At 69.3% G+C, this 23146-nt stretch carries 6 protein-coding genes; all 6 read right to left on the reverse strand.

Annotation, left to right across the window (positions count from 1 at the left end; genetic code table 11):
* Positions 1-26 precede the first annotated feature (26 nt).
* Genes ACZ63D_RS21955 through ACZ63D_RS21980 form a run of 6 tightly spaced genes read right to left on the reverse strand, consistent with a single transcriptional unit; the run spans position 27 to position 23130 of the window.
* Positions 27-15731 (reverse strand): WXG100-like domain-containing protein, encoded by a 15705-nt coding sequence (locus ACZ63D_RS21955; RefSeq protein WP_465356175.1) that lies wholly within the window; start codon positions 15729-15731, stop codon positions 27-29.
* Positions 15732-15764: 33 nt separating this feature from the next.
* Positions 15765-16583: a hypothetical protein gene (locus tag ACZ63D_RS21960; protein WP_465356176.1), complete on the reverse strand. Its 819-nt coding sequence runs from the start codon at positions 16581-16583 to the stop codon at positions 15765-15767.
* Complete coding sequence (locus tag ACZ63D_RS21965) at positions 16580-16978, reverse strand: YbaB/EbfC family nucleoid-associated protein (RefSeq protein ID WP_465356177.1); 399 nt, start codon at positions 16976-16978, stop codon at positions 16580-16582. Before ACZ63D_RS21965 ends, ACZ63D_RS21960 begins: the two co-directional genes overlap by 4 nt.
* A gap of 17 nt (positions 16979-16995) precedes the next feature.
* Positions 16996-20289, reverse strand: coding sequence for a right-handed parallel beta-helix repeat-containing protein (locus ACZ63D_RS21970; RefSeq protein ID WP_465356178.1), 3294 nt, complete (start codon positions 20287-20289; stop codon positions 16996-16998).
* A 19-nt stretch (positions 20290-20308) separates the two neighbouring features.
* Positions 20309-22879: a hypothetical protein gene (locus ACZ63D_RS21975; protein WP_465356179.1), complete on the reverse strand. Its 2571-nt coding sequence runs from the start codon at positions 22877-22879 to the stop codon at positions 20309-20311.
* A 17-nt stretch (positions 22880-22896) separates the two neighbouring features.
* A complete protein-coding gene (locus tag ACZ63D_RS21980) occupies positions 22897-23130 on the reverse strand; it encodes a type VII secretion protein EccB (protein WP_465356180.1) in 234 nt (77 codons plus the stop codon).
* Positions 23131-23146: the final 16 nt, after the last annotated feature.

Below are 23146 nucleotides of genomic sequence, written 5' to 3' on the forward strand. Positions count from 1 at the left end.
CGTCTGGTGAATCTACCGGCCGGGAGTCACCCATGGGGGCTCCTTTCCGCCAGTTCGGCCAGTTCGGCGGCTTGGCGGGCGGACGCCGCGCGTTCTTCCGCCTGATACCGGCGGATGGCGGCGGCGGTGTGCCAACGGTCCAGCCAACCCAGTCCGACGACGCTCAGCCGGTGCGGACGCGGTCGATGGCCGTCGAGGGCGGTGCGCACCGCGGTGCGGAACGCGTCCGCGGTCAGGTTTCGCCCGCTCAGTTTCCGGATCACTGCGGCCAGATCCCGGGCGTAGCTGTCGGGGTTCCGGCGGTCGCCGAGCCGCGCGATTTCTTCGAGCAGCAATGACCGGCCGCCCGGGGCGTTGAGGACCGCGTCCAGCGCGCCGTGCCGGTCCAGGACCTCGACGGCCTCGGCGATCCGGGCGACGTCAGCGCCGTTGCGGGCTGCTTCGGCCAGGTCGGTGAGCACAGCGTCAGCGTCCGGCTTTCCGCGCAGAGCGTCGGGCACGCCGTGCAGGTGCAGGGCCGCGTGTTGCTCGGTCAGGGCGGCGTGGCGCGGGGACAGCGCGGCCAGTTCGCGGGCGGCGGTCCAGATCAGGTCCGGTCGTTCGTGGCGGGCGACGTCCTCAGCGAGCGAGGCCGCTGACGCGCCGCGGCCGAGTTCCGCGAGGACCCAGCCGAGCAGTTTGGCGGTGCCGTCGCGGTCGCTCAGCGCGATCGGTCCGGTCGGCGGGGTCGGGCGGAACCACCAGCGGTGGGTCGCGGTACGCACCAGCTCTTCGAGCATTAGCTCCTGGTTGCCGCCGAGCAAGTAGTCCGTTGCCGGGTGTTCGCCAGCGGACAGCCGGACGGCGGCCGCGTCGACCGGACGGTCGGCGCCGTTGGTGCGCAGCTGCTCGGTGAAAGCCCGGGTGGCTGCGGGATCAGTGGTCAAAAGGGACGATCCATTAGGGACGGACACATCGGACGGTGTGTAGAACATTCCTACTGTACGGCCGTTGTGGGTCCACGGCCGAGGCGTCGCGGGTGCTTGGCCGTCGTCAAGGCCGCGGAAGACCGTCGGCCGCGGTGCGCCAGTCGACATCTCGACAGCGGTGCCGTGGGGTGGACGGAAAGAGATCGTGACGCGACCGTCCCCTTCGGACTCTCGGATTTTCACTGGCACCCGGTTCAGCACATCGGCGCCCAAGGCGTCGGCGAGGTGTCCGGCCAGTTCCCGGGCCGCGGCGGTGGCGTGCGCTCGTCCGTCCGGCCCGGTGCCGGTGACCTCGACTGGGGGCACTGGACCATCTGCCGATCGGATGGCGGTGATCAGGTTTTCCAGCGGGGCGGGCGAATCCGACACCAGGACGGCGTCTGCGGCGTGCAGGGTAGCGGCGCGCTGGACCTCGCCGAGGTGGTAATGCACGCGGCTGTCGTCGATGGTCAGCAGTGCGCGGGCAGCGGGCGGGAGCGAGACGTCGTGCACCTTGCCGGTGTAGCTGCTGCGGTCGGTGACTGTGCGGACCATGGCGGACAGTTCTGGGTCGGCCGCGAGGTAGGACAACGCCGCCTGCCACACCAGATCCGGATCGGCGTGCCGGCGCACCGCGGGCTCGACGGCGGTCAGGTGCAGGTCGCCGTCCCGGTTGTGCAGGCCGCGCACCAGGGTCTGGATCACGCGCTGGGTCAGTTCCAGCGTTTCGAGCCGGTCCGCCAGCGGGGCCGGATCGCCCTGCGGCGGCAGGAGCCAGCTGTGGTCGCTGTTCATCCGGATCCCGGTCATGCCCGGCAGTTCGAGCGCGGAGTTCAGCCCGATCCGCCGGGCGGTTTCGGTCATCGCGACCGGGCCCGAGCGGTACATCACCGACTGGCGGTGCACCCGGCCCAGCGGCGTGGCGAAGAAGTTCTGGCCGAGTGCGTCGACCTCGCGCGGCATCAGATTCGCTTGTGTTTTCCCGTAGTTTTCCCGCAGCTGGTCCAAATAGGACGCGGCGAACGGGTGTCCTTTCGACATGGTGAAAGCCGAGTTGGCGATGTTCCAGCCCACGCGATGCACCGCGTAACCGGCGTCGGATTCGGCGGCGCGGACGACGTCGTCCAGTCCGTGCACCACGTTGTCACCGTCGGTGTAGAGGCCGCCGAACCGGTGCATCAGCTCCAGCCGCAGGATGTCGCTCGCCGCCGCGAACCCCGGGCCGGTCTGCTTGGCCAATTCGGACAGATAGAACTCCTGGGCCCGCATGGGATGTTCGCTGGTGAACACTTCGTCCACATTGATCAGCTGAATCCGGTGTTCGGTCGCCCACCGCAGCAGATCCCGCACGTCGTGCAGCGGATCCGGACCCTCCTCCGGCGCCGCGGTGGTCAGCGCCAGCTCAGTCTGCCAGCGCGGCACGTCCGTCCACAGCACGGGGACGATGCCCTCGCCGAGCCGGTCCGCCGCGTCGCCGAAGTTGCGGAGGAAGGCGTGCATGGTGCCGGTGTCCTTGAGCGGGCCGCCCAGCCAGATCGCGTGCATCAGCAGCGGGGTCGAGGTGGTTTTGGCGAGCGGTTCGACGTCGCCGGGCGCCCAGGACGCCAGCTGGTCGTCCGGCCGCTCCTTCTCCAGGGTCCACTCGCGATTGTCGTCCAGGTTCGCCGGATCCAGGTGCTCCCGGCCGAGCTGATAGCCCTTGGTCAGGTCCAGCAGGTCCAGGAAACTGATGCCCTGCCCGGCGGTGAGCTGGCCGAAGTCGTGGCCGCGCAGGAATTCCGGCGGTTCGGGCGCGCGGTACAGGCCGAACAGGTCCGGTCCCAGCAGCGGTGCGGGCGCGGGGCCGTTGACCGCGGTTTGGCGCAGATCGGCCACCAGGTCGTCGGGTGAGGTGTAGCGGGTTTCCTCGGTGCGAGGAGCGGTGTCTGATGTGGACGGAGCGGTTTGCGCCGGAGTCTCTCCGAAGGTGCGGAAATGGCCGCCGTCGGTGACCGCGGTGAAGCCGTCCGTCACGCCGATCGCTTTGCCGAGCGTTGCCGAATCCCGGCCGAACAACGCGGGTTTCGTCGGGGCGTGCACTGTGGACGGTCCGCCGAGTTCGCTGAGCGCGCGCTGGAAGTCATGCGCCAGACCGCCTGGGCCGTCGGTCTGGCCGGTGCTGCACGCGATGAGCGTGACCGAGTGGGACTGAGCCAGCGGAGCGGCCTGAGCCACGATCCGGGCGAAGATATCACCGTCGACTCGCACGGTCCGGCCGCCGAGCAGGGTCACCTTGACCGACTGCTCGCGTCCGTGCGCGAAGACGAAAAGGGAGTCCGCGTCCCATGGGGCCGCGGTTGTGTCCGCCCATTCGCCGAACCGGCGTCCGGACAACTCCGGGGTGGCCCCGGTAGTGCTGGCCTGCTTCAGAAGCGGGTCGAACTTCTCCGGTGTCGCGCCTTCCGGAAGCGTGCTGACCGTACCGGAGTTGGTAGTGACCCAGTCCCGTTCGACGCTCTCGGTGTGTTCGTTCGCCGGGAGGAACGAGACGGCGCGCACCCGCCCGGAGCTGTCGGTGATCTGCCGGACCTGGATGTCGGACGGGTCGAAGCTGTACGGCCGGTCGGTATCAGTGTCCCAGCCGGACACCGTGTCATTCGCTTCGACAGTGCCTTCGCGGTGCTCTTCGGGAGCGTTCTCCGGCGGACGCGGCCAGGAGTGCGCATTGATCTGGTTGTCCACTTCGGACTTGGCCTGCCACCATTTCCGCAGGGCCTCGTCGGCTTTCTCCCGGGCGTCCTGAATCCGGTTGGCCGCGTCGTCCTGCCGTGCGGTGTGGTCGGCGTGATTGTTGCGGTACTCGTCCAGCACGGCCAGGATTTCCGCGGCGCGGTCCTGCGCCGCCTGCCGCTGCTGGACCAGGTTCGCCTGCTCGTTCCGGATCTGCTGGGCCTGCCGTTGCGTGTCCCACGCCTTCGCGACCAGATCGCTTTGCTCGACAGAACCCGGTTCCTCCCCAAGAGCCAGCGAAAGGTACTGCTCGTCGAGGTCGTTGAGCCGGGCGATCTCCTCGTTGCCCGCGCGCAATGCTTGGCCGATCTCGCGCGCCTCGTTCTGCGCCGTCTGCACGGCTTGCCGCATTTGCTGCACCGGATTGCCGTCGACCGGCAGGTTCAGCCCGCGCACGCCGTCGGTCGCGGTGCGTACATTGTCGTTCTCGGACAACCACGCGTCATCGAAATCGCGCTGCGCTTTTTCGAGTTCCTCTTCCGCGGTGCGCCAATTCTCGGCGGCTTCCTTTACCTTGTCCTGCGCCGAAGCGAGCGTCTCCGGCAACGGTTCGCCGAGAGACTGTTCGAGATCCGATTCGCTCATCCGCGTCCGCGAGGACTGCGGCACCCGCACCTCGACCGCCGCCGTCTTGCCGTCGACCGTCGCGACGATCCGGTACTCTACATCGAATCCCACCAGGCCGGTCCGGCCCTTGTCCTTGCCAACGACGGATCGCTGCGCCGCGGCGGTGCTGGATGTGGGATCGTTCTGGCCGACCGGGCCGCGGACATCGAGGCCGCCCCAGGAATGCGCGTTCCGGCCAGGGTCGGTGATTCCGCCGTTGCCGACGTTGCCCAGTTGCTCGCCGGTGACCGTTTCCTTGGCTTCACCGGTGAAAGTGGATCCGGATTGGTCCGAGCGCTCCAGTTTCACCGAATCGCTCAACCCGACCAGATCCGGTTTCACCACGCGGGTGTACACCGTCACCGCAGCGTGACTGCTGCCGGTCACCGCGGAGGAATGCAGGTCCGGGGTCGCGAACGGCTTGCCGACCATATTCGGGAGGTGCGCTTGCAGCGTCTCGTTGGTGATCGAGGACGACAGCGTGTTGTGCGCGCCGGTGCCCGGTCCGGTGAGGCCGTTGCCCGCGCCGGCCAAGCGCAGCGCGCGGATGGCGGCGGCGCGTACGTCCGCAGCGCCACGGAGTCCCTCGACGGTCGAAGATTTCGGCAGGGGGCCGAAACCTTCCTGCTGCCACGCTTGGAGACGGTCCGGAGTGGACTCCGCGGCGTTGAGTTCGGTCGTCCGCGATCCGTACAGTTTGGTGTGGTACTGCTCTCCGCCGGAGATCTTCTGATCGTCCGCGGACGACCGCGAGGTCACGGTCGCTTCCTGCGACGCGACCGGATAAGTGCGCCCGTCCCTGGAGACGACCAGTTCGAACTGGAACTGGTGCTGATACCGCGCCGACGGGCCGCTCGAGGACGAGGTCATCGCCGTGGTCGTGGTCTTGTTCTCGACCGTCTGGTCGCTCTTCGCACGCGTCCCGGAAGCTCCCAGGTAGGCGCCGTCGTAGCCGTTGACCTTGGGCTGGCTGTCCTGGAACAAACCGCGACCGGCACCGCGGACCTGGCCGCCGTAGGACGAGCCGTGGCCGGAGTTCGCTTTGTCCGTCCGGGTCGAGTTGACGACGTGATCGACTTCGCTGCCGTCGTGCTTGACGCCGAGGAACTGGGTGTCGAGGATCTTCGCCTTGAGCAGCAGCTGGTAATTGTCCGTCCAGAGCACACCCGGGTCCTGGGCAAGCAAGGACACTCCGCCGTCCAGCGCACTGTCCACAAGGGACGTGACCGCTTCCGGAGAGGCGGTGTCGAGGGTGCGCTGAAGGTTGTTCATCGAATCGTTCAGCACCGATTTCGGCAGCAGCCGGTCGCCGAGCTTGCCGAGCCCCTGCCGGGCGTCCTGCACCAGCTTCGTCAGGTTGGGCGCGTCTTCCAGCACCGCGGAGCCGAGCGAACTGGACTTGCCGCCCACCAGCGGCGGAGCCGAAAGCTTGCCCGGAGCCGGGGTGCGCGGCTCGACCGGCGGCAGCAGGCCTTCCGCGCGTGCCTCGTCCTCGGTCATCGCGACGAACACCGAACCGGGCAGCCGGACGTCCGCGCCCGCCCGGGAAACCGGCCCGTTGAGCAGGCCCTCTTGGCGGCTTTCCGCGATCAGCCGGACGTTCGCGTCGTACTGCACCAGCACGGTGCGACTGTCCGAAGAGGACCGGTTCGTGTGGTCGACGCTCGCGGTGATCTCGTTCGACGACCCGGAGCTGCGCTGCCACGGGCTCCATTTCGCGCTGCCGTAGACCTGGCCTTGGCCGTGGGTGTCGCTGCCGGTCGGCCGGACGGTGAGGCCGAGTGCCACGTTGGCCTCGACGGCTTGTTTCCGCGTGCCTTCGTAACTGGCCTTCGAACCGCCCGAGTACGTCCGGTCGCCGCCGCCGGTTTCGGAGACCGCGACCAGTTTCGGGCTGCTCAGCGAGATGCCCATGCCGAGGCCGCCGACCCGGTCCGCGACCCGGCGTTCGTAGCGGAACCCGTTCGCCGTACCGCCCTGCTGGAGCAGTTTCGGCGTGAGACCGCGGAAGTTTTCCGGCGAGAACATCCGGTCCACGCGGGCGCGCGCTTCGCTGCCGGGCAGCCCGAGCACCGCGTCGCCGCCGGCGGCGCGCTGGAGCTGCCGCAGCGCTTCGTCCCGCAGCGCCTCGGTGTTGGCGAACGCCTCCACGTGCAGGAATTTCGGCGACGTCTGGTTCTGCTGCTGGGTAAGCAGGTCGTCGATGCTCGGGGTTTCGTTCGGCGACATCGAGACGACGCCCGGTTTGCCCGGCGCGAACTCTGCCGGGTCCTTGGTCAGCGCGGCGCCGTCGTTGATCCACAAATCGACTTTGCCGGAGATCGGCGGCAGGGCCGGATCGCCGGTTCTGGCCACAGTGGACACCTTCGGCGTGACCCGGAACGGCGATCCGGGCGTCAGCCGCCGCACCCACGGCCGGTGCCGGGTGTAGCTGGTGATCTCGACCTCGAACTCGACGTCATGCTCGAAGACCTGCGAATTCGGGCTCCCGCCCTTGCCGGTCGTCGCGGTCACCGTCGGGCCGCCGGAGTTCTTCCACGTCCGGGTGTCCGAATACTGCAGGGGAGTGACGGTCGGGCTGATGCCGAGGCTCGCGACGGCCGTGGAGCCTGGAACGATCACGCGGCCTTCGACACCGACTGTCCAGCCTCGTTCGGTAGTGGTCGAGCTGGTCAGCGACGGGCTCGTTTCGTTGCTGTTCTTGACCGAGCGGCCGTCCGCCTGCCCGAGATGACGGCCCGGCCCGGGCTTCGCCTTCACCGTGACGTTGATGTATTCGTCGGTGAACAGCCCGCGTCGTTTCAGTTGCGCGGAAACGCCTTGAGTGAACAGACTGTCCATTTTGCCCCGGAGCGAGGCGACCGAGAACGTGGACGTGATCTTCCGCAGGTTCGCGAACCGTTCGGCGACATCCCGGCTGGAGCCAGGGTTGTCGCTCTGGAATTTGTCCCACCGGGGCAGGAACTTGTCCGCGCCGGGCAGGTTCCGCAGCGCGTTTTCGATTTGCGGCTGAACCCGGGTCGCCGGTTCGAACGAGCCGGGCCGGGCAGTGCCCGCCGCCATGGCCGCCGCGAGGTACGGCGGTTCGTAGCGCGCGCCGACGTTCTTGAACTTCACCGGGGTGCTCTTCGGGGCCGGGAGTCCCTGGGCTTTCGCCTCGGGCAAGCCTATCCGCGTGTACGAGGTGGCCTGGACTGTCGTCTTTTCCCCGGTCGAGGTGGTGACGTCGAGGTCGACGGTCACCTTGTACAGGCCGATGTCGCCCTTCGCGTTCACTGTGGACTTGTTGGTGAAGCTGGTGCCGCTTGTGGACTGTTGACTGACCTTCCGGGAATAGCTGCCGCTGACCCCGGCGACGCCACCGACCGCGCCGGGCACATAAGACCCGCCGCCGAAGATCGCGCTCCCCTCGCCGCCGTATTTGGAGGTGACGGCGGTGCTTCCGCCATTCACCGAGGAATCGTTGAACCGCAATTCGCTGTCGCCGGGGATGGTGCCGAGGTATTCGACCTTCGTCGGCCGTGCCGACAGCTGCACCGCGTCACGGTGCGCGCCGTGCGGACTGAGCAGGTCGTTCGACATCACCGGACTGCCTTGCAGTGCGGTGCCGAGCACGCTGCGCACCCCGCCGCGGCTGAGGAATTCCCGCAGCGCGGTACGGCCCGGAGCGCCGAATTTCGTCACCGATGGATGCAGGTTCTTGCTTACTTGATCGAAGAGCGCGTTCTCGTCGAAGTCGACCGCTTCCGGGGAGAGGAATTCGATCTTCTTCGCCCAGTCGGGTTTCGGCTCGGCGGACCCGCCAGTCTGCTCCTGGTTCAGGTTGGCCAAGTCAGTCGAGAGAACGAGTCCTACTTGGCCGTCCACTGTGGAACCGACCAGACCGCCGGTTTCGTTGCGCACCGTGATCCGATAGGTGACCGGGGCGTCCGCGCGCTGCATGTCGCCCGCGGTGCGGATCACGCGCTGATCGGTGCCGGTGGTGGTGCCGGTGTGCTCCGCGGACGGGGTGGCGAGCTGCGCGGTGCCGCCGACGGACGCGTACGGACCGGCCGGGAACAACCCGAAGTACGAGCTGCCGACGACCTTCGCGGTGGTGTCGGTGTTCGGGTTCGCGTGGGTGGTCTTGACCTCGTTCTTGACGTCGCCGATGGTCGGCTGCGGCAGTTTCGTGATCTGGTCGGCGTTGACGGAGCTGAAATCCGGCTCCGCGGTGACGTGCACCTCGTACCATTTCTCGCCGGACCGCACCATCGACTTTCGGCCGTCGCCCAGGAAAGACTCGAACTCGGGACCGGACAGCGAATCGGTGATCGCGTCGATGCCGTGCACTGGCGGTGGATTCTGCTGATTCGGATTAAGCCGGCTGATCAAGTTCTGGATGCTCGTGCCGACGTCTTTCGCACCGCGGATGTCGACCGGAACCACGGAGCCGAGCGCCTTGCCGTTGCGGGCGAACTCGGGCAGTCGTTCGGAAAGAGGGCGGTTGTCGGGCGTTTCCTCCGTGTCCTCGTCCGCGACGAGCACCGCCTCGTCCCGGCGCGGCGTCCAGTCCGAGACCAGCTGGTCGAAGAACGCCGCGCGCTGAGGAGCTTCGGCGCGCAACCGGTCCGGGTCGAGGAAATAGAATTTGGCCGTCTCGGCCATGTCCTCGTTCGGATTCGTCGCGCCGTAGCGGGTGATCGGGCGTTCCCCGGCGAAGGCCGGGAAGCCGTCGGCGGTCCAGTATCCGGTGTGCTCGTTGAACGCGGCGAGATTCTCCGTGCGGAGTTCCTTGGCGATCCGGGCGGCGCGAACGCGGATGAGGTCGGTTTCGCCGCGCTTCTCGAAAACGCCGGGATGGGACTCTTCGAGCTGTTTGATGAACTCCGCCCGGCGCGGCGCGTCCGCGGCCAGTTTGCCCGGTGCGGCCAGATAGGTCCGGATCGACCCGGCGAAGTCCTCGAAATCGCTGCGGTATTTCGGATCAGCTGGTGGTTCGGCGCCGGGAGCGCGCTTCGGGGTGCCGTCCTCATTCCAGACGCCGACGTGCTTGGTGTAGTCGTCGAGGGCGTATTTGAGCAGGCCGTGGGACAGTTCGTGGGTGACCGTGCCCTCGACCTCGCGGCTGCCGCCGTCGAAGTCGCGGGCGAATCCGGCCATCGCGTAGAGGTTGACGGTCTGGTGCGAGCCGATGTATTCGCCCGCCGTGCCAGGGGAGAGCTGCCCGTTCTCGATGCCGAAGTTCACCGCGCCGATATGCTGGACTTCCTGCTCGATCCCGGCGCGGGAGGAATTCTGCCGCTGGTCGCCGATGATCGGGCCGTAATGCCGGAGCGCGGCGGAAACGGCGGCTTTTTCCTCGGGGGAGAAATCGCGGGGCTTCACGCGGCTCGCGACGGATTCACTGGCTTTCGGATTGCTTTCCCGGACCGCTCGCGCGCCGTGCTCGGAATCGAACTGGACGCCGGTCTGCTGGCTGTCGTGCGATTCTTGCTGGGTTGCCGGTTCCGGATTCGACGGGGCCTTGATCGGGGTGTGCAGGTTCGGCTTGCCGTCCGGCTCGGGCTGCGCGCGATGGTCGTCCTGGTGCGGCGGTGGGGTCGGCGCGGGGTCGTCTCCGAGGTGATGGTCGCGGATGTTCGCGGTGTTCGACACCTGTTCGAGCTGGGCGAGATTGCCCGGGGTGAGTCGCGAATCGTGCCACGCGTCCGGTCCCATCACGCCGGGCTGGTCCTCGCGGTTGAACAGCATTTCGTCGTTCTTATAGCCGTCGCCGAGGCCGAGGAAGTGCATCAGCTCGTGCGTGGCGCCGAACGCCGAGTCGTGGACGTCCCAGTTGAGCTGGTTCGTGTCCGGGGTGCCGGAGTCCACAGTGGAATCGTGCAGGTTCACCGGGATCCGGCGGCCGGGGTCGGCCTGCCAGCTGGTGTCGTCCGGGTGGACGTCGTCGGCGACGCGGACGTCGAGGCGGACGTGCAGCTGGTCGCCGCCCGGCAGCCGGGAGGTCTGGTTGACCCACTCGTCGAGATGGGCCTGCAAGTCTTGGACGAATTGTTCGCGCTGCTCAGGCGTGACCGAGCCGGAATGCGAGGTGAGGTCGATCGGAATGGTGTGCTCGCGCACCCACTGGCCTGGCGCGATCTCGAACCGGCGGACGTCGAACCGGATGTGCGCCATCGCCCCGGCGAGCTGCCCGCCCTTGAGCCCCGCGCGATTGCCGCTGAACTGCTCGGCGATTTTCTTGATCGGGTCGAACCGTTCCGAGGAAAAACGCGTGACCGGCGCGGTGTCGCGGCGGCCGTTCCAGTCCTTCGGCCCCGGAAGGGTCTTCGGACCGGGCTGCGGTGCGGCGTTTGCCTGTCCGTTGTTTTTTGGCGCGGCAGCAAGGGTTTGCGTGGCCGCCGGGTGATTCCCGCTGAGGTTGCCGACCAGGGCTTGCCGGGTGGCGAGTGTCAGGTCGGCGAGCTTCTTGCCGTCCTCGACGTTCTCCTTCATGCCCTTGACCAGCGAGGCGCGCTCGTTCTTGGGCAGATTCGCGACGACCTCGGAGAACACCTCCGGCCGGTTCGGCGTCGGCCCGCCCGGCGTGATCCCGTGGAACGCGGCTTTCGCGGCGATCTTAGCGAGATTGGGATCGAGAGTCGTGTGGTTGCCGAGGTAATGGCCGATCTGGTCGGACCAGGTCGTTTCGTTGGCGTGGCTTTGGGTCAGCGCGGTGATGTCGTCCGGGTCGGTGCCGATCTTGCCCGCGATGCGCGAGCCGTCGGTCTGGATGGCGAGATCGGAGGAGAATTTCGCGATCGCTGCCGGGTGGTCGCTGTATTGCCAACTCGGGTTGCGCTGGGACAGGACCGAATCGACGAGTCCTTGGCCTTCTTTCGCACCGTACTCGAAGGTGCCGGTGTTCGGGTTTTTGGTGCCGAACGTCGCGTCGTTCTCGAGCTTGTTGCCCGGAAGCCGGATAAACGTGTTCGGCTCCGGAAAGTAGACCGCCCGGGAATCGACTCCGGCCAATGCTTGCCGGACGTCGAGATCCAGCTGCGCGGCCCGATTCGCGAGGTCCCCGTCGTCGGGCCGGACGTGATAACCGCCGCTGATCGCTTCCGGCGGGCCTTCGGGGTTTTGCCGGACCGCGGTGTTCACCGCGTCGAACAGCGGTCCGCTGGGGGTGTTCAGGGAATGGACGTCGGCGTCGCCGGTGTGCAGGTAGACCTCGTTGTCGCCGCCCGCTTCGCGGATTTGCTGCGTGAGCTTCTCGGTGACCGGGTTGCGGACGATCGTTTCCCGGATGCCGCCGTAGGGGATGGTTTTCTGGTCGATGACCGGGTTGCTCGGGTGTTTCCAGGTGAATCCGACGATTGCTACCGGGAACCGGTTGTCCCAGGAATTCTGGAATTGCTGGATTTTCTGGGTGATGGATTGTTCGGTTCCTGGGGTGCCGTTGAGTCCGATGACGAGGCCGAATCGTCCGGCAGAGGAGTTGCCGGTGAAGCCGGTGGAGTACTTTTCGGCGAGGGCTTGGAGGTTGTCGTCCGGGGTGGCGGCGACCGTGGCTACCACGCCGATGCTGTTCTGGTTGTCCGCGTTGCGGGTGCCGAGGTCGCCGATGATGCCGGTTTCGTGCACGACGGTGAACTTGAAGTTCTTGAGGTGCTGGGCGAAGTCCGCCTTCCCGCCGGTGACCGGAGGGTTCTTGCCGACGTTTGGACCGGGGCCGCTGCTGGGGGCCGGGTTTTTCGGTGCCGCGGCTGGGGCGGGCTTTTTGGGGGCGGCGACCGGGGTATGGAGGTTGCGGCGTGGGGGAGGGGTGGGCTTGGTGCCGATCGGTTTCGCGGGGGTGGGGTTGTTCTTGACCGGGGTGGGTTTGGTGGCGGGGGCGGGGTTCGGTGAGGTGCTGGGGTTCCGGGTGGGGTTCGGCGTCGAGGAGGACGCCGGAGTGACGGCCGGTTTCGGCGTGGATGCGGGCTTGGCGGACGGCTTCGGGTTGGAATCGCTGGGTGCCGAGCGGTTCGGAGTTGGGGTGCCCGCGGTGCTGGGAGTTGAGCGATTCGAGGTCGGGTTGCTCGCGGTGTTGGGAGTTGAGTTGGGTCCGGGTGTGGGGTTCGGACCTGGCTTCGGGTGAGAGTCCTTGGCAGGGTTCGGGTCGGCGGTGAGGTTCGGGTTTGCGGCGGTGTTCGGGCTCGGGCCTGCCGCAGGGTTGGCGGTGGCCGGACCCTGGTTCGGGTTGACGGCCAGGTTCGGGTTGTGACTGGCGGCCGGGTGCGGACTCGGGCTGGCGGCTGGATGCGCGCTGGGTGTGGGGTTGGGACTGGCGACCGGGTTCGGCTGCGGGTGAGCGGTGGGATCTGGGGTGGGTTTGGCGGCTGAGTCCGGACCTGCGGCCGGGTTCGGGCCGGTGCTCGGGTTCGGGTCGGCGGTGTGGTTCGGACTGCCGATCGCCGGGGCCGGGCTGGCGGTGGTCTGAACCGGGCTCGGGGCGGGGGAGGCGTGCGGCGAGGTCGGTGTGGCGCGCGGGCCGTCGACGGTGGTCTTCGGGGTGGGACTTGGGGTCGAGTCGATGCCTTTGACGCTGCTTGACGTCGGCGGCGGGACCGGCTTGGGCTGCGGGGCAGCGGAGGGCGTGTTGGGGGTAGCGGTCGAGCCTGGGGCGCGGACGGAACCGGAGGACGGGTTTGCGCTGGAGTTGGGGGCGGCCGCCGGGTTCGGGGTGCGGGTCGAATCGGTGGACGGGGTCATACCGGTGCCCGGGATGGGCGACGGGTTCGCGGGGGTCGGGTTGACGTCGTGGGAGGGGCTCGGGACGGTCTGCGAGCCGGGGTGAGCCGACGGGTTCGAGGAGCCGTTCGCTTCGGTGTGCGGGACCGGGGTCTGATTGCCGCCGAAGCCGGGGAGGCCGGTGTCGTGCTGCGGGGCGGGCGGGTGGTTGCTGGTCGCGGGCGGGGAGAGGGGAAGGCCGGACGGGTTTCCGGGGGCGTCGGGGTGCGGCGTGGACGGTGTCGGGGGCGCGGCCGGGGTGCCGGTCTTGACCGAGTCCGGCGTGGACGGGGGCGGGGTGACGGGGTGGTCGGCGCCGTTCGTGCCTGGGCTGGTGGGGGTGGAATTCGTGTTGGTGTTGCTGCCCGGGTTCGTGGTGGGGTTAGCGGTTGAGGGGTTTTGGCTGGCGGGGCCGGTCTCGCTCTGGTTGCCGGTGCCGGACGAGCCGGGGTTGCTGGCGGGTGGGTGCGGGCTTTGTGCGGAGTCGCCGGGCGAGCTGCTCGCGGGGTTCGAGTCGCCCGTGGAGTTCGGGTTGCCAGCTGAGCTGAGGGAAGGCGGGTTGTCCGTGGAGGTGTGGCCGGAGCCGGGTGACGGCGAGTTGCTGCTGGGGTGGGAACCGTTCGTCGAGCCCGAATTGGGTGCGGAGTTCGGGTCTCCTGTGGCGGGGATGCTGCCGTTCGTCGAGTGCGAGCCGGGGCCGCTCGCCGGGGTCGGTGCGGTGGCGGAGTGGGGGACACCGGTCGAGGGGGAGTTGTTCGCGGAGGTTGGGGTGCCGTCGCTCGTGGAACCGCTGGAAGGGTTCGGGCTGCCTGTCGAGTGGGAACCGTTTGAGGGCGAGTTGTTGGCGGGCGGGTTGGAGTTGCTCTGGCCGTCTCCGTGCGAGGCGGTGTTTCCGGAGCCGTTGGTGCCGTGGCCGTTAGAGCTGGTGGAGCCGCCGGGGTCAACGTTGCCGGAGCCGTTGGCATCACCAGGGTTACTGCCGCCGCGGCTGCTGGCTCCACCAGGACCGCCGGAGCCGCCGGTGTCACCGGGGCCGGTGTTGCCGTGTCCGTTGGAGCCGTTAGACCCCGTGCCGCCGGAGCCGGTGCCGACGGAGTCGCCAGGACCAACGCCACCGGTATCGCCATCATGGCCGCCGGTGCCGTTGGAGCCGCCAGAACCGGTGGCGTTGGAGCCGCCGGAGCCAGCGCCACCGTGACTGCCGGAGCCACCAGGGCCTGCGCCGTTGGAGCCCCTGGTGTCACCTAGGCCGGTGTTGCCGTGGCCGCCGGAACTTGTGCCGCCAGCGCTGTTGGAACCGCCGGAGCCAGCATCACGGTGACTGCCGGAGTCACCGGGTTCAATGCCTCGGGAGCCGCCGGTATCGCCGGGGTCAGTGTTGGCGTGGCTGCCAGCCCCGTTGGAGCCACCAGAGCCAGTGCCGCCGTGCCCGCCCGAGCCGGTGGAGCCGCCGACGTCACCGGGGCCAGTGCCAGTCCCGCCGTGCGCGCCAAAGCCACCCGCACCGCCGAAGCCGTTGGAGCCGCTGACGTCGCCAGGGCCAGCGCCAGTGCCGCCGTGCGCGCCCGAGCCGTTGGAGCCACCCGCGCCGCCGAAGCCGTTGGAATTGCCCGAACCGCCGGAACCCCCGGCGTCGCCGGGGCCGGTGCCGCCGTGCCCACCAGAGCCATTGCCACCAGAACCGCCCGAGCCCCCGCCCCCAGGACCGCCGGAACCCCCCGGAGCGCCAGGCCCGTTGATCGGGTCCACCTTGATATTCCCGACCCCGCCGTCCCCTCCCGGGTCGTTCGGGCCCTTCCCCTGCCCACCGCCATCGCCGCCGCCGGTGAGTTTGTCGTGCAGGTTTTGGCCTGCGTGGTGGGCGCCGTGGGTGGCGGCGCCGCTCAGGCCGCCGTTCAGGGCACCCCAGCCCAGGCTGTCCAGATCCCCGCCGAACAGGCCGGCGCCGGCCAAACCTACGACTACCTCGGTGGCCGCCTCCACTCCGGCGGCGCCGAAGACGTTGTGGCCCCATTTCCCGAGACCGCTGTGCGCCCCTGCGGCGAACGTCCCGCCGATCGCGCCCAGGGCCGCGTTTTGGCCGATTTGCTTCCAGTCGAAGCCGTCCCGGTTGCCCTGCGCGATCTGGATGAATTCGGCGAGCATTTCCTCGGCCGCTTCTTCCGCGGCTTCCTGCGCGGCCTCTCGCGCGACCCTCGACAGCAGGCTCATCAGCCGCGACATCAGCGAGCGTTCGATCTGCATGACGGCGGTCCGCCCGGCTGCCCAGATTCCCGGGATCAGCGGGGCGGTGAACGGGTTCGTCATCGCCCAGATCAGGTCCGCGGCGGTCACCGCGATGGAGATGAGAATGCCGTATTTCGCGTTTTCGACGTTCAGCGCGTACTCGCGCAGGGCGGCGGCCTGCTGCTGAGCCCGGTAGGAGAAACCGGCGCCCATGGTGCTGAGTTTGTTGGCGTAGTCGGCGAAGTTGGTCGCCACCTCTCCGCCCACATTGGACACCACCTGTTGCGCCAGCTGGCTGAAACCGTTTCCGGCGGCGGAAATCTCCTGCGCCACCTGGTCCCATTCGGCGGCCAGTTCGCGGGCTTTGTCCTCGTCGCCCTGCGGCCAGGCGTCGCCCGCGATGATGTAGAACACCCAGTTCAGGCTGGGATCCACCATGAGGCTCATCGCGGGCTCACCTCCTCGGCACAGTGCGGAAAGTCAGGAAACGGGTTCTTCCGGGGTGATCGCGGGCTGGGCGGGGATCGACTTAGCCGGAGCCCAGCCGCCCGGTTTCGCGGCCACCCAGACCTCCCTCGGCTGCAAGGGATGCGTCGGGGTGGTGACCTCGCCCTCAGGGGTCTCCACGCCGTCCTCGACCACGTGCTCCGGGTTCTTCGAGCGGACGAAGAGGACCGACTCGGTCGGCCGCAGCGGGGTTACGACCTTGTGCAGCGCTGCACGGTCGAGCGCCAGGCGCCGCAAGCGCCGCGGCTGTTCGCCGGGCAGAGGTTCCTCGCCTCGGTCCGCGATCCGCGCCCGGACGGTCTTGGCCGCGGTCCAGCCGCCGCCGTCTTCGGCTTCCGGGGCTTTGCCGAGCAGTTTGCCCTGGAGGCGTACGGCTCGCCGGTATTCGGTGGGAGGTTCCCCGGAGCCGCCGGAGCCGCCGGAGCCGCCGGAATCGGACTTGCGGACCTTGTGGTTCAGGTCGGTGAAGCTCTTGAACAGCGCGTTCGACCCGTCGTAGGCGCCCTGGTCGGCCTCGCGGAACGACGTCGCCATGTCGCCGATCGCGTCGCGGGTCGCTTCCACCGCCAGCGCCCAGGCGTTGATGCCGTTGTAGATCTCGGCGGCCGACTGGATGTGCGTCTGGGAGAATTCGTTGCCGTTCTTGTCGTTCCCGGCCGCGTCCCGGATAGTGCCGGGGTTCGCCAGGCTCTGCACCCGCTGGGCCAGCGTGCGCAGTTCAGCGCTTTTGCCGTCGAATCCGTCGCGGCCGCCGTCCAACCCGTCGGCGTCGACGAAAAACTGGTCGGTCACGGCAGGGTCCCTTCGTCGAATCCCGGCACCCGGGCCGAGAAGAGGGCGTTGACGTCCACTTTGCCGCTCATCACATCCTGTGCGGAGATGCCCGGCGGAAGCATCGGGGCCATCATTTCCGCGGCGGCGGCAATGGATTTCTGCCGGGCGGCGGAGACGGTCTGGACGATCACCGAAGCCAGTTCCGCGGGGGCCATGCGTTTGTAGGCGCTCGTCGGGAAGGAAAGCTCGGTCAATTCGCCGGTGCGGCCGACGGTCGCGGTCACCTCGCGGCGGGCGGAAGTCACTGTGCTGGCGGCGGTTTCGACCTCGCGTCGCGTTTGGTCGAAGTGGTCGCGCTGGTGCTGGTAGGCAGCCATCGCTTCCTCGAGCAGCTTTTCGTGGTGTGAGCTCATCGGTTTCCTTCCCGGGATCAGCCGACCGAGGCGAGGCCGGGGCCGAGGGCCATGGCGCCGGTGTCGGGCGGGCGGATGCCGCGCAGGTCGGCGGCGGCGAGCGTGCGGGACGCGGCAGCGGCCGAGAGCGTGCGGGCGAGTTCGTGCGCGGCGTACGCGGTGTGTTCGGACGCGGCGGAGAGTTCGTGGGCGAGTGCGTCGCGGACGTCGCCGGGAACCTCGTGCCCGCGCCGCGTCAGCAACCGCACGGCGATCTCGGCGAGTTCGTCCACTGTGTACTCGCCGAGTTGCCAGCCGTACGGGAAAGCGTCGCGCAGAGTCGGCAGCCGGGCGAGCAGTTCGCCGACGCGGTCGCTTTCCCCGGTGAACACCACGACCGGATCGGCGGGGCGGCGGGCGATCATTTCGGACAGGGCTTCCAGCGCTTCGATGCCGGGGGTGTGCGGCGAGGTGTCCCAGTCGCCGTCGAGGTCGACGACCAGGGTGCCGCCGGCCGCGTCCTCCACCGCGGCTCGCACCAGGTGTTCGGCTTGGCCGGGCCACTGCGGCGACAGCTCTTCGGCGAGGTTGCGGTGCACCAGCTGTCCCATCGGGGCCATGCCGAATTCGGAGAGGATCTGCGCGTACAGCTTCGCGTATTCCGACCGTCCGGTGCCGCGTTTGCCGCTGATCACCAGGTTCGCCTGGTGGCCGAGCGGCTGGCGTTCGCGGGCGAGCCTGCCGAGTTTGAGCAGCAGCCGTTCGGCGTTCTCCCGCACCGATTTCTGGCCGACCAATCCGCTGAGGCGTTTCCAGCCCGCACTGGTTTTCACCGCGGCGGCCGGATCGGCGGTGACCGAAACCGCCGACTTCGTCGCGGCGGGCAGTTGCGCCAGCTCAGCCTGAAGGTCGTCCGCGGTCAGGCGGTTCAGCTCGATGTCCTTGGCCGGCGGATGCAAAGCCAGCCGCGACGCCTGGTTGTTCACCATCGCCTCGAACAGCTTGCGCGCGACCCGGCCGTTGCCGAACGTCGAATTCTTCGGCACCCGCTCGAAATACTCCCGCAGCGCGGCTAGAGCGTCGTCGGTCATTTCGTAGTAGTGCTTGCGGGTCAGGCCGGTAGTGATGGTGACCAGTTCGTCGACGCTGTAGTTCGGGAATTCGATGGTGCGGGTGAACCGCGACGCGAGGCCGGGGTTCGACTGCAGGAACTGCTCCATCTGCTCGGAATAGCCCGCGACGATCACCACCAGCGAATCGCGCTGGTCCTCCATGATCTTCATCAGCGCGTCGATGGCCTCCTGCCCGAAGTCCGGGCCGGACCCGCCGGTCGGCGCGCTCAGCGTGTACGCCTCGTCGATGAACAGCACCCCGCCGACGGCCTTTTCCACGACCTCGGTGGTCTTGATCGCGGTGGACCCGATGTACTGGCCGACCAGGTCCTGGCGGGCCACCTCGATCATGTGCCCCTTGGACAGGATGCCGAGTTCGGCGAGCACCGTGCCGTACAGCCGGGCGACGGTCGTCTTGCCGGTGCCGGGCGGCCCGGCGAAGACCAGGTGCCGCGACATCGGCGGCATCGGCAGGCCCATCCGCTCGCGCATCTGGGACATCTTGATCAGGTTGATCAGGCCGGTGACTTCCTTCTTCACCCCGGCGAGCCCGACCAGCGCCTCCAGTTCGCCCAGCGGGCCGTCGAGCACCTCCCCGGCGGCTTCGCTCACCGTCTGCTCGACGGCCCCGAAACCGTCTGGCGGGCTCGTGGGCACCGGCTCGGCGGGCCGCGCGGAATCGGTGCTCAAATTGTCCACGGCCGCGTGCTCGCCGCTGACGAGTTCGCCCGCGGCGTCGTTGACCACGCAGTCGCGGATGCTGACCGGCTCGGCGGTTTCCACGTGGAAGCCGTCCTGGCCCGCGCCGAGGATCTCGCATTCGGTGAAGGACGCCTGGGCCGCGACGTACACCCCGTTGCCGCGCGCATTGCGCACCCGGCAGCGGGAAGCGGTCAGCGCCGAACCCTCGGCGACCGTGATCCCGTCCACTGCGGAGTCGATGATCTCGCAGTCTTGCAGGGAGATTTCCGCGGTTCCGGAAATGTGCAGGCCGCCGCCGCGTACCTGGACCGACTTCGCCGAGGACGGTGCGCTGGCGGCGAACGAGAGCGCCTTGCCCGCCGTCGAATCGACCCGGAGGCCGGTCACGGTCAGCCGGGCGCCCTCGGTGACCCGCAGCCCGCTTTCCCGGCCAGTGTCGATGGTGGCGTCCGCGAGGTCCAAGCCGGACTGTCCGGAAAGGACGATCCCGGCGCCGTGGTCCGGAGTCATCCGCAGCCCGCCGACGGTCACCGCGGATTCCGCTCCGATCGACATCGCGGTGTGCGCGGACCCTCGCACGGTCGCGCGTTCGAATTTCGGCCGCGCCTGATCGTCGACCAGGATCGTGACCGGGGAGCCTTCGAAGGTGCAGTCCACGAACTGCGGCGCGGAGGTTCCGGTGGCCTGCACCGCGTTCACGCCCGCCCCGGCGAATACGCACTCGCGCAGCAACGGTTCGGCGGACGCGGCGATGTGCGCTGCCTGCATCGGAGCCGACCGGAACTGCGACGACGCCACGGAAACCCGGCCCTTGCTGGTCACGTACAGGTCGACGTTCGCGCTGTCCCGCACGGTCAGCCCGGTGATCGTCGCGCGCCCCTGCTGTTCCACGACCATCGCCGGTTTCTGCGCGCCGACGATCTCGCATTGCTCGACAATCGCGCCCGCTTCGCCGTTGACGCACACCCCGTTGCCCGCCGCGCCTCGCACCGCGCAGCGGCGCAGGACGACCGAACCGGTCTCGGCCACGACCACCCCGGACGAAGCGGCGTCGACGATCTCAGTGTCCTCAATGGCCGATTGCACCGGCGAGGCGATCACGACCCCGGCACCGCCGGTGCTGGTCACCGTGCATCCGCGCAGCGCGAGCGAACCCTCCAGCCGGGCCAGCAGCGTCGCCCACGAAGCACCGGACACCCGGCAGCCGTCCAGCGCCGCCTCGCCGCGGACCACGTCCACGGTGACCAGCTGGTCGTCGACGCCGGTGAGGACGAACCCGCTGAGCTGCACCGCTTCGGCGTTCGCGACGAGCACGCTTCCGGTGTTCGCCACGATTTCCACGGTGCCCGCGCCTCGTTCGGCCACCAGCGACACCATCCGGTCCACCACGAGGTTTTCCTCGTACCGGCCCGGGTGCACGCTGATCGTCGCCCCCGGCCGCGCCTGCGCCAGCGCCGCGCCGATGGTGCCGAACGCACCCGGCCGGTCGCCGCCGACCACGAGCAGCTGTCGGTTCATCGTCTCCGCCTCTCCGCACTCACGCCAGGCCCGGGAGCGCCCCGAACCGCTCCGCCGCCTGGTCGTCCATCACGGTCCGGACCAGGTCCTCGCCCGCTTCCGCCCACGTCCGCATCGTCTGCCGCAGCGAGTTCATCGCCAGCTCGTCCAGCGCCGCCCGGTCGTTCGCCACCCGGCCGGTCTCGTCGATCTCGCTCGCGGTCAGCTCCCGCAGCAGCACCGCGCCCCGCGCCCCCTCGGCAGGCTCGCGCGTTTCCAGCACCTTGAAACTGGTGCCGGGCACGAACAGCACGCGGTTTTCGACGCCGCCCTCGCTCGGCTCCAGCAGTTTGGTGCGCCGCCCGGTGATCGACCACACCAGCACGTCCGTCTCGCCGTCCACAGCGGACGACGGCTGGGTCAGCGCGTTGAGGAAACCCCATTCGGTCAGGACTTTCCGCCCGTCCAGCAGCGGCCACGCGGACGGCGGCAGCTCGGCGGCGAAGGTGGCCGGACCGCGGTGCGAGGGCAACCGGCTCAACCCGGCCACGACGCACCGGGCGACCGGCACGTGCGGCCCGTTCACGCCGCGCCGCAGGCCCGCGTCGATCGTGGATCCCTTGGGGGAAAGGTAAAGCTGCACAGCCACCGCGTCGGTCAGCACCTCGGCCGAGGACGAGGACGAGGCGGACAGCACGCCTTGGAACCCCGGGTGCTCGGACAGGATCCGCGCGACGGTGTTCGACATCAAGCCGTACTCCGCGCCGAGCGATTTGCGCAGCCACTGGCGTTCCTTGTCCGCGCCGCGTTTGGGCAGCAGCGCGGTCGCCTCCGCGCCCGGGGTTTCCTGGAACCGCAGCTCTGCCGGGGCTTGCGCGGCGGGCGGGCTGAGCCGCCGCGCCAGCGACGGCCCCGGCCGGGCGGCTGGCTCCGGATCGTCCGATGCGGACACCGGACCTGGCTGCCCCGCCGGGCCGGAGGAAGCCGGCAGCTTCTCCGGGGCCGGGATCGCGGGGCTGGCGACCGGTGCTTCCACGGGTTTCGCCGGTGCGACGTCAGCCGGAGCGATGCGGGTCAACGGCTTCGCCGCGGGAACGACCGGCGGCGGGCTGGAAGGCTCGGCCGGGGGAGCGGTCGCCTCAGCCGGAGCTGGTTCGCTGTGGTCGGCCGCCCCGGGAACGGAAGGCGGTTCAGCCTTGGCGCCAGCGATCGCCCCCGGAACCTCCGTCGGCGCGGCGATGCCCAGCGCCGCCGGAGCCACCGGCACGTACGCCGCCGGAGGAGGCGGCGCCGCGACCGGCGGTGCCGGATTTCCGGATTCGATCGCGTCCAGCGCCCGGGTCACCACCCGCGGCCGTGCCCGCTCCGCCAGCAGCTCGGCAGCGGGCAGCACCCGGCTCATCCGGCGAGTCTGCTCGTCCAGCCGCGCCAGCAGATCCTCCGCCAGCAACCGCATCCGCGACGCCGAGCCCTCGTCGGCCGCGTCGAAGGTCAGGTTGTGCACCGCGGCGTCGAGAGCGATCTCGCGGACCGCGGCCGACGACGGGCCGTCCTGCGGCGGACGCACCAGCAGACCCGACTGCACGACCTCGACCACCGCGTCCGGCGAGTACCAGTACACCGCGGGAGCGATCTGGTCGAGCCCGTGGATCGGCGGACGGTGCGAAAGCAGCTCAGGCAACGGCGTTTCGTCGCCCGAGCGCGGTTCGTACCCGAGTTCGGTGGTGAACGGGCGCCAGCCGAACCGTCCGTCGTAAAGCACCGTCCGCAGGGTCGGCAGCTGCGGCGAACCGACCGGCACGCCCGTGTAGAACGCGACCGGCCTGCCGAGCAGATCGGCCAGCGCCTGCCCGATCGCGGCCTCGCCGGGCACCGACATCGGGCCGTAGTGCACGAACCGCGCCTTGGCCCGCACCTTCTCCGGCAGCTGCGTCCACAGCCGGGCCGCGTCGTCCAGCGCCAGCGGCGGGCAGCCGGGACAGCCCAGCACGATCGTCATGGTGTCGTGCTGCGCGGGCATCCGGGAGATCAGCGCCCTGCGATGGTGCCGCTGCGGCGCGTCGAAGCCGACCGGACGGACCCACAGTCCGCCCGGCAGCGGTTCGGCGACGCCGCGCGAACTCGTGGGGGTCAGCTCGGCGGCGATCCCGGCATCCCAAGCCGGGCGCGGAAAACGCTTCGCCTCCCAGGCCGGCGGGCGGCCCGGCCGGAAGCGCACCCAGCCGCCGCCGCGTCCGGCGTGGACGAACAGGGCGCCGCCCGCGCTCGGGATCACCGAACCGTCCGGCGCGAGCACCGGGCGGTTGATCCGCTCGGCCAGCCACTGCCCGGCCAGCGCGGTCGTCTCGCGCGAACGGCCGCCGATCACCAGCCGCACCCCGCGGCGGCGCCGGGGGAGCGCCTTGGCCACCGATTCCCACATCGAGATGGGCGAATCGACGGGCAGGTCGACCACGACCAGGTCGTGGTCGGGATCGGCGGCGACGCCGAGCGCGAGCGACTGCGCCTCGCCGGTCATCCCTTCCGCGAGGTGCACGACCAGCGCGTTGCCCACGGTCTTCTTCTCGAGCGCGGCCCCCGAATCGCCGCGCCGGATCAGCGAGAGTTCCATGGCTGCCCTCCTTCCGCTCAGGCCCGGCGCCCGACGGCGGGCGCCGCCCCGCCGGCGTGGTGCGCGATCAGCCCGTACACGAAGAACCCGACCGCGATCAGCAGGCCGAGGACCAGCCCGACCAGCAGGCCGACCCAGGCGCGCCGGGCGGGCACGTCGAGGTGGCTCGCGTCGCCGAGCACCAGCGCCGAGGTCATCCGCCCGATCAGGAACGAATACGCCTCGACGTGGTCCTTCTGCGTTTGCACCATGGCACCTCTCCTTCGC

Source organism: Amycolatopsis sp. NPDC104775, from assembly GCF_055583325.1.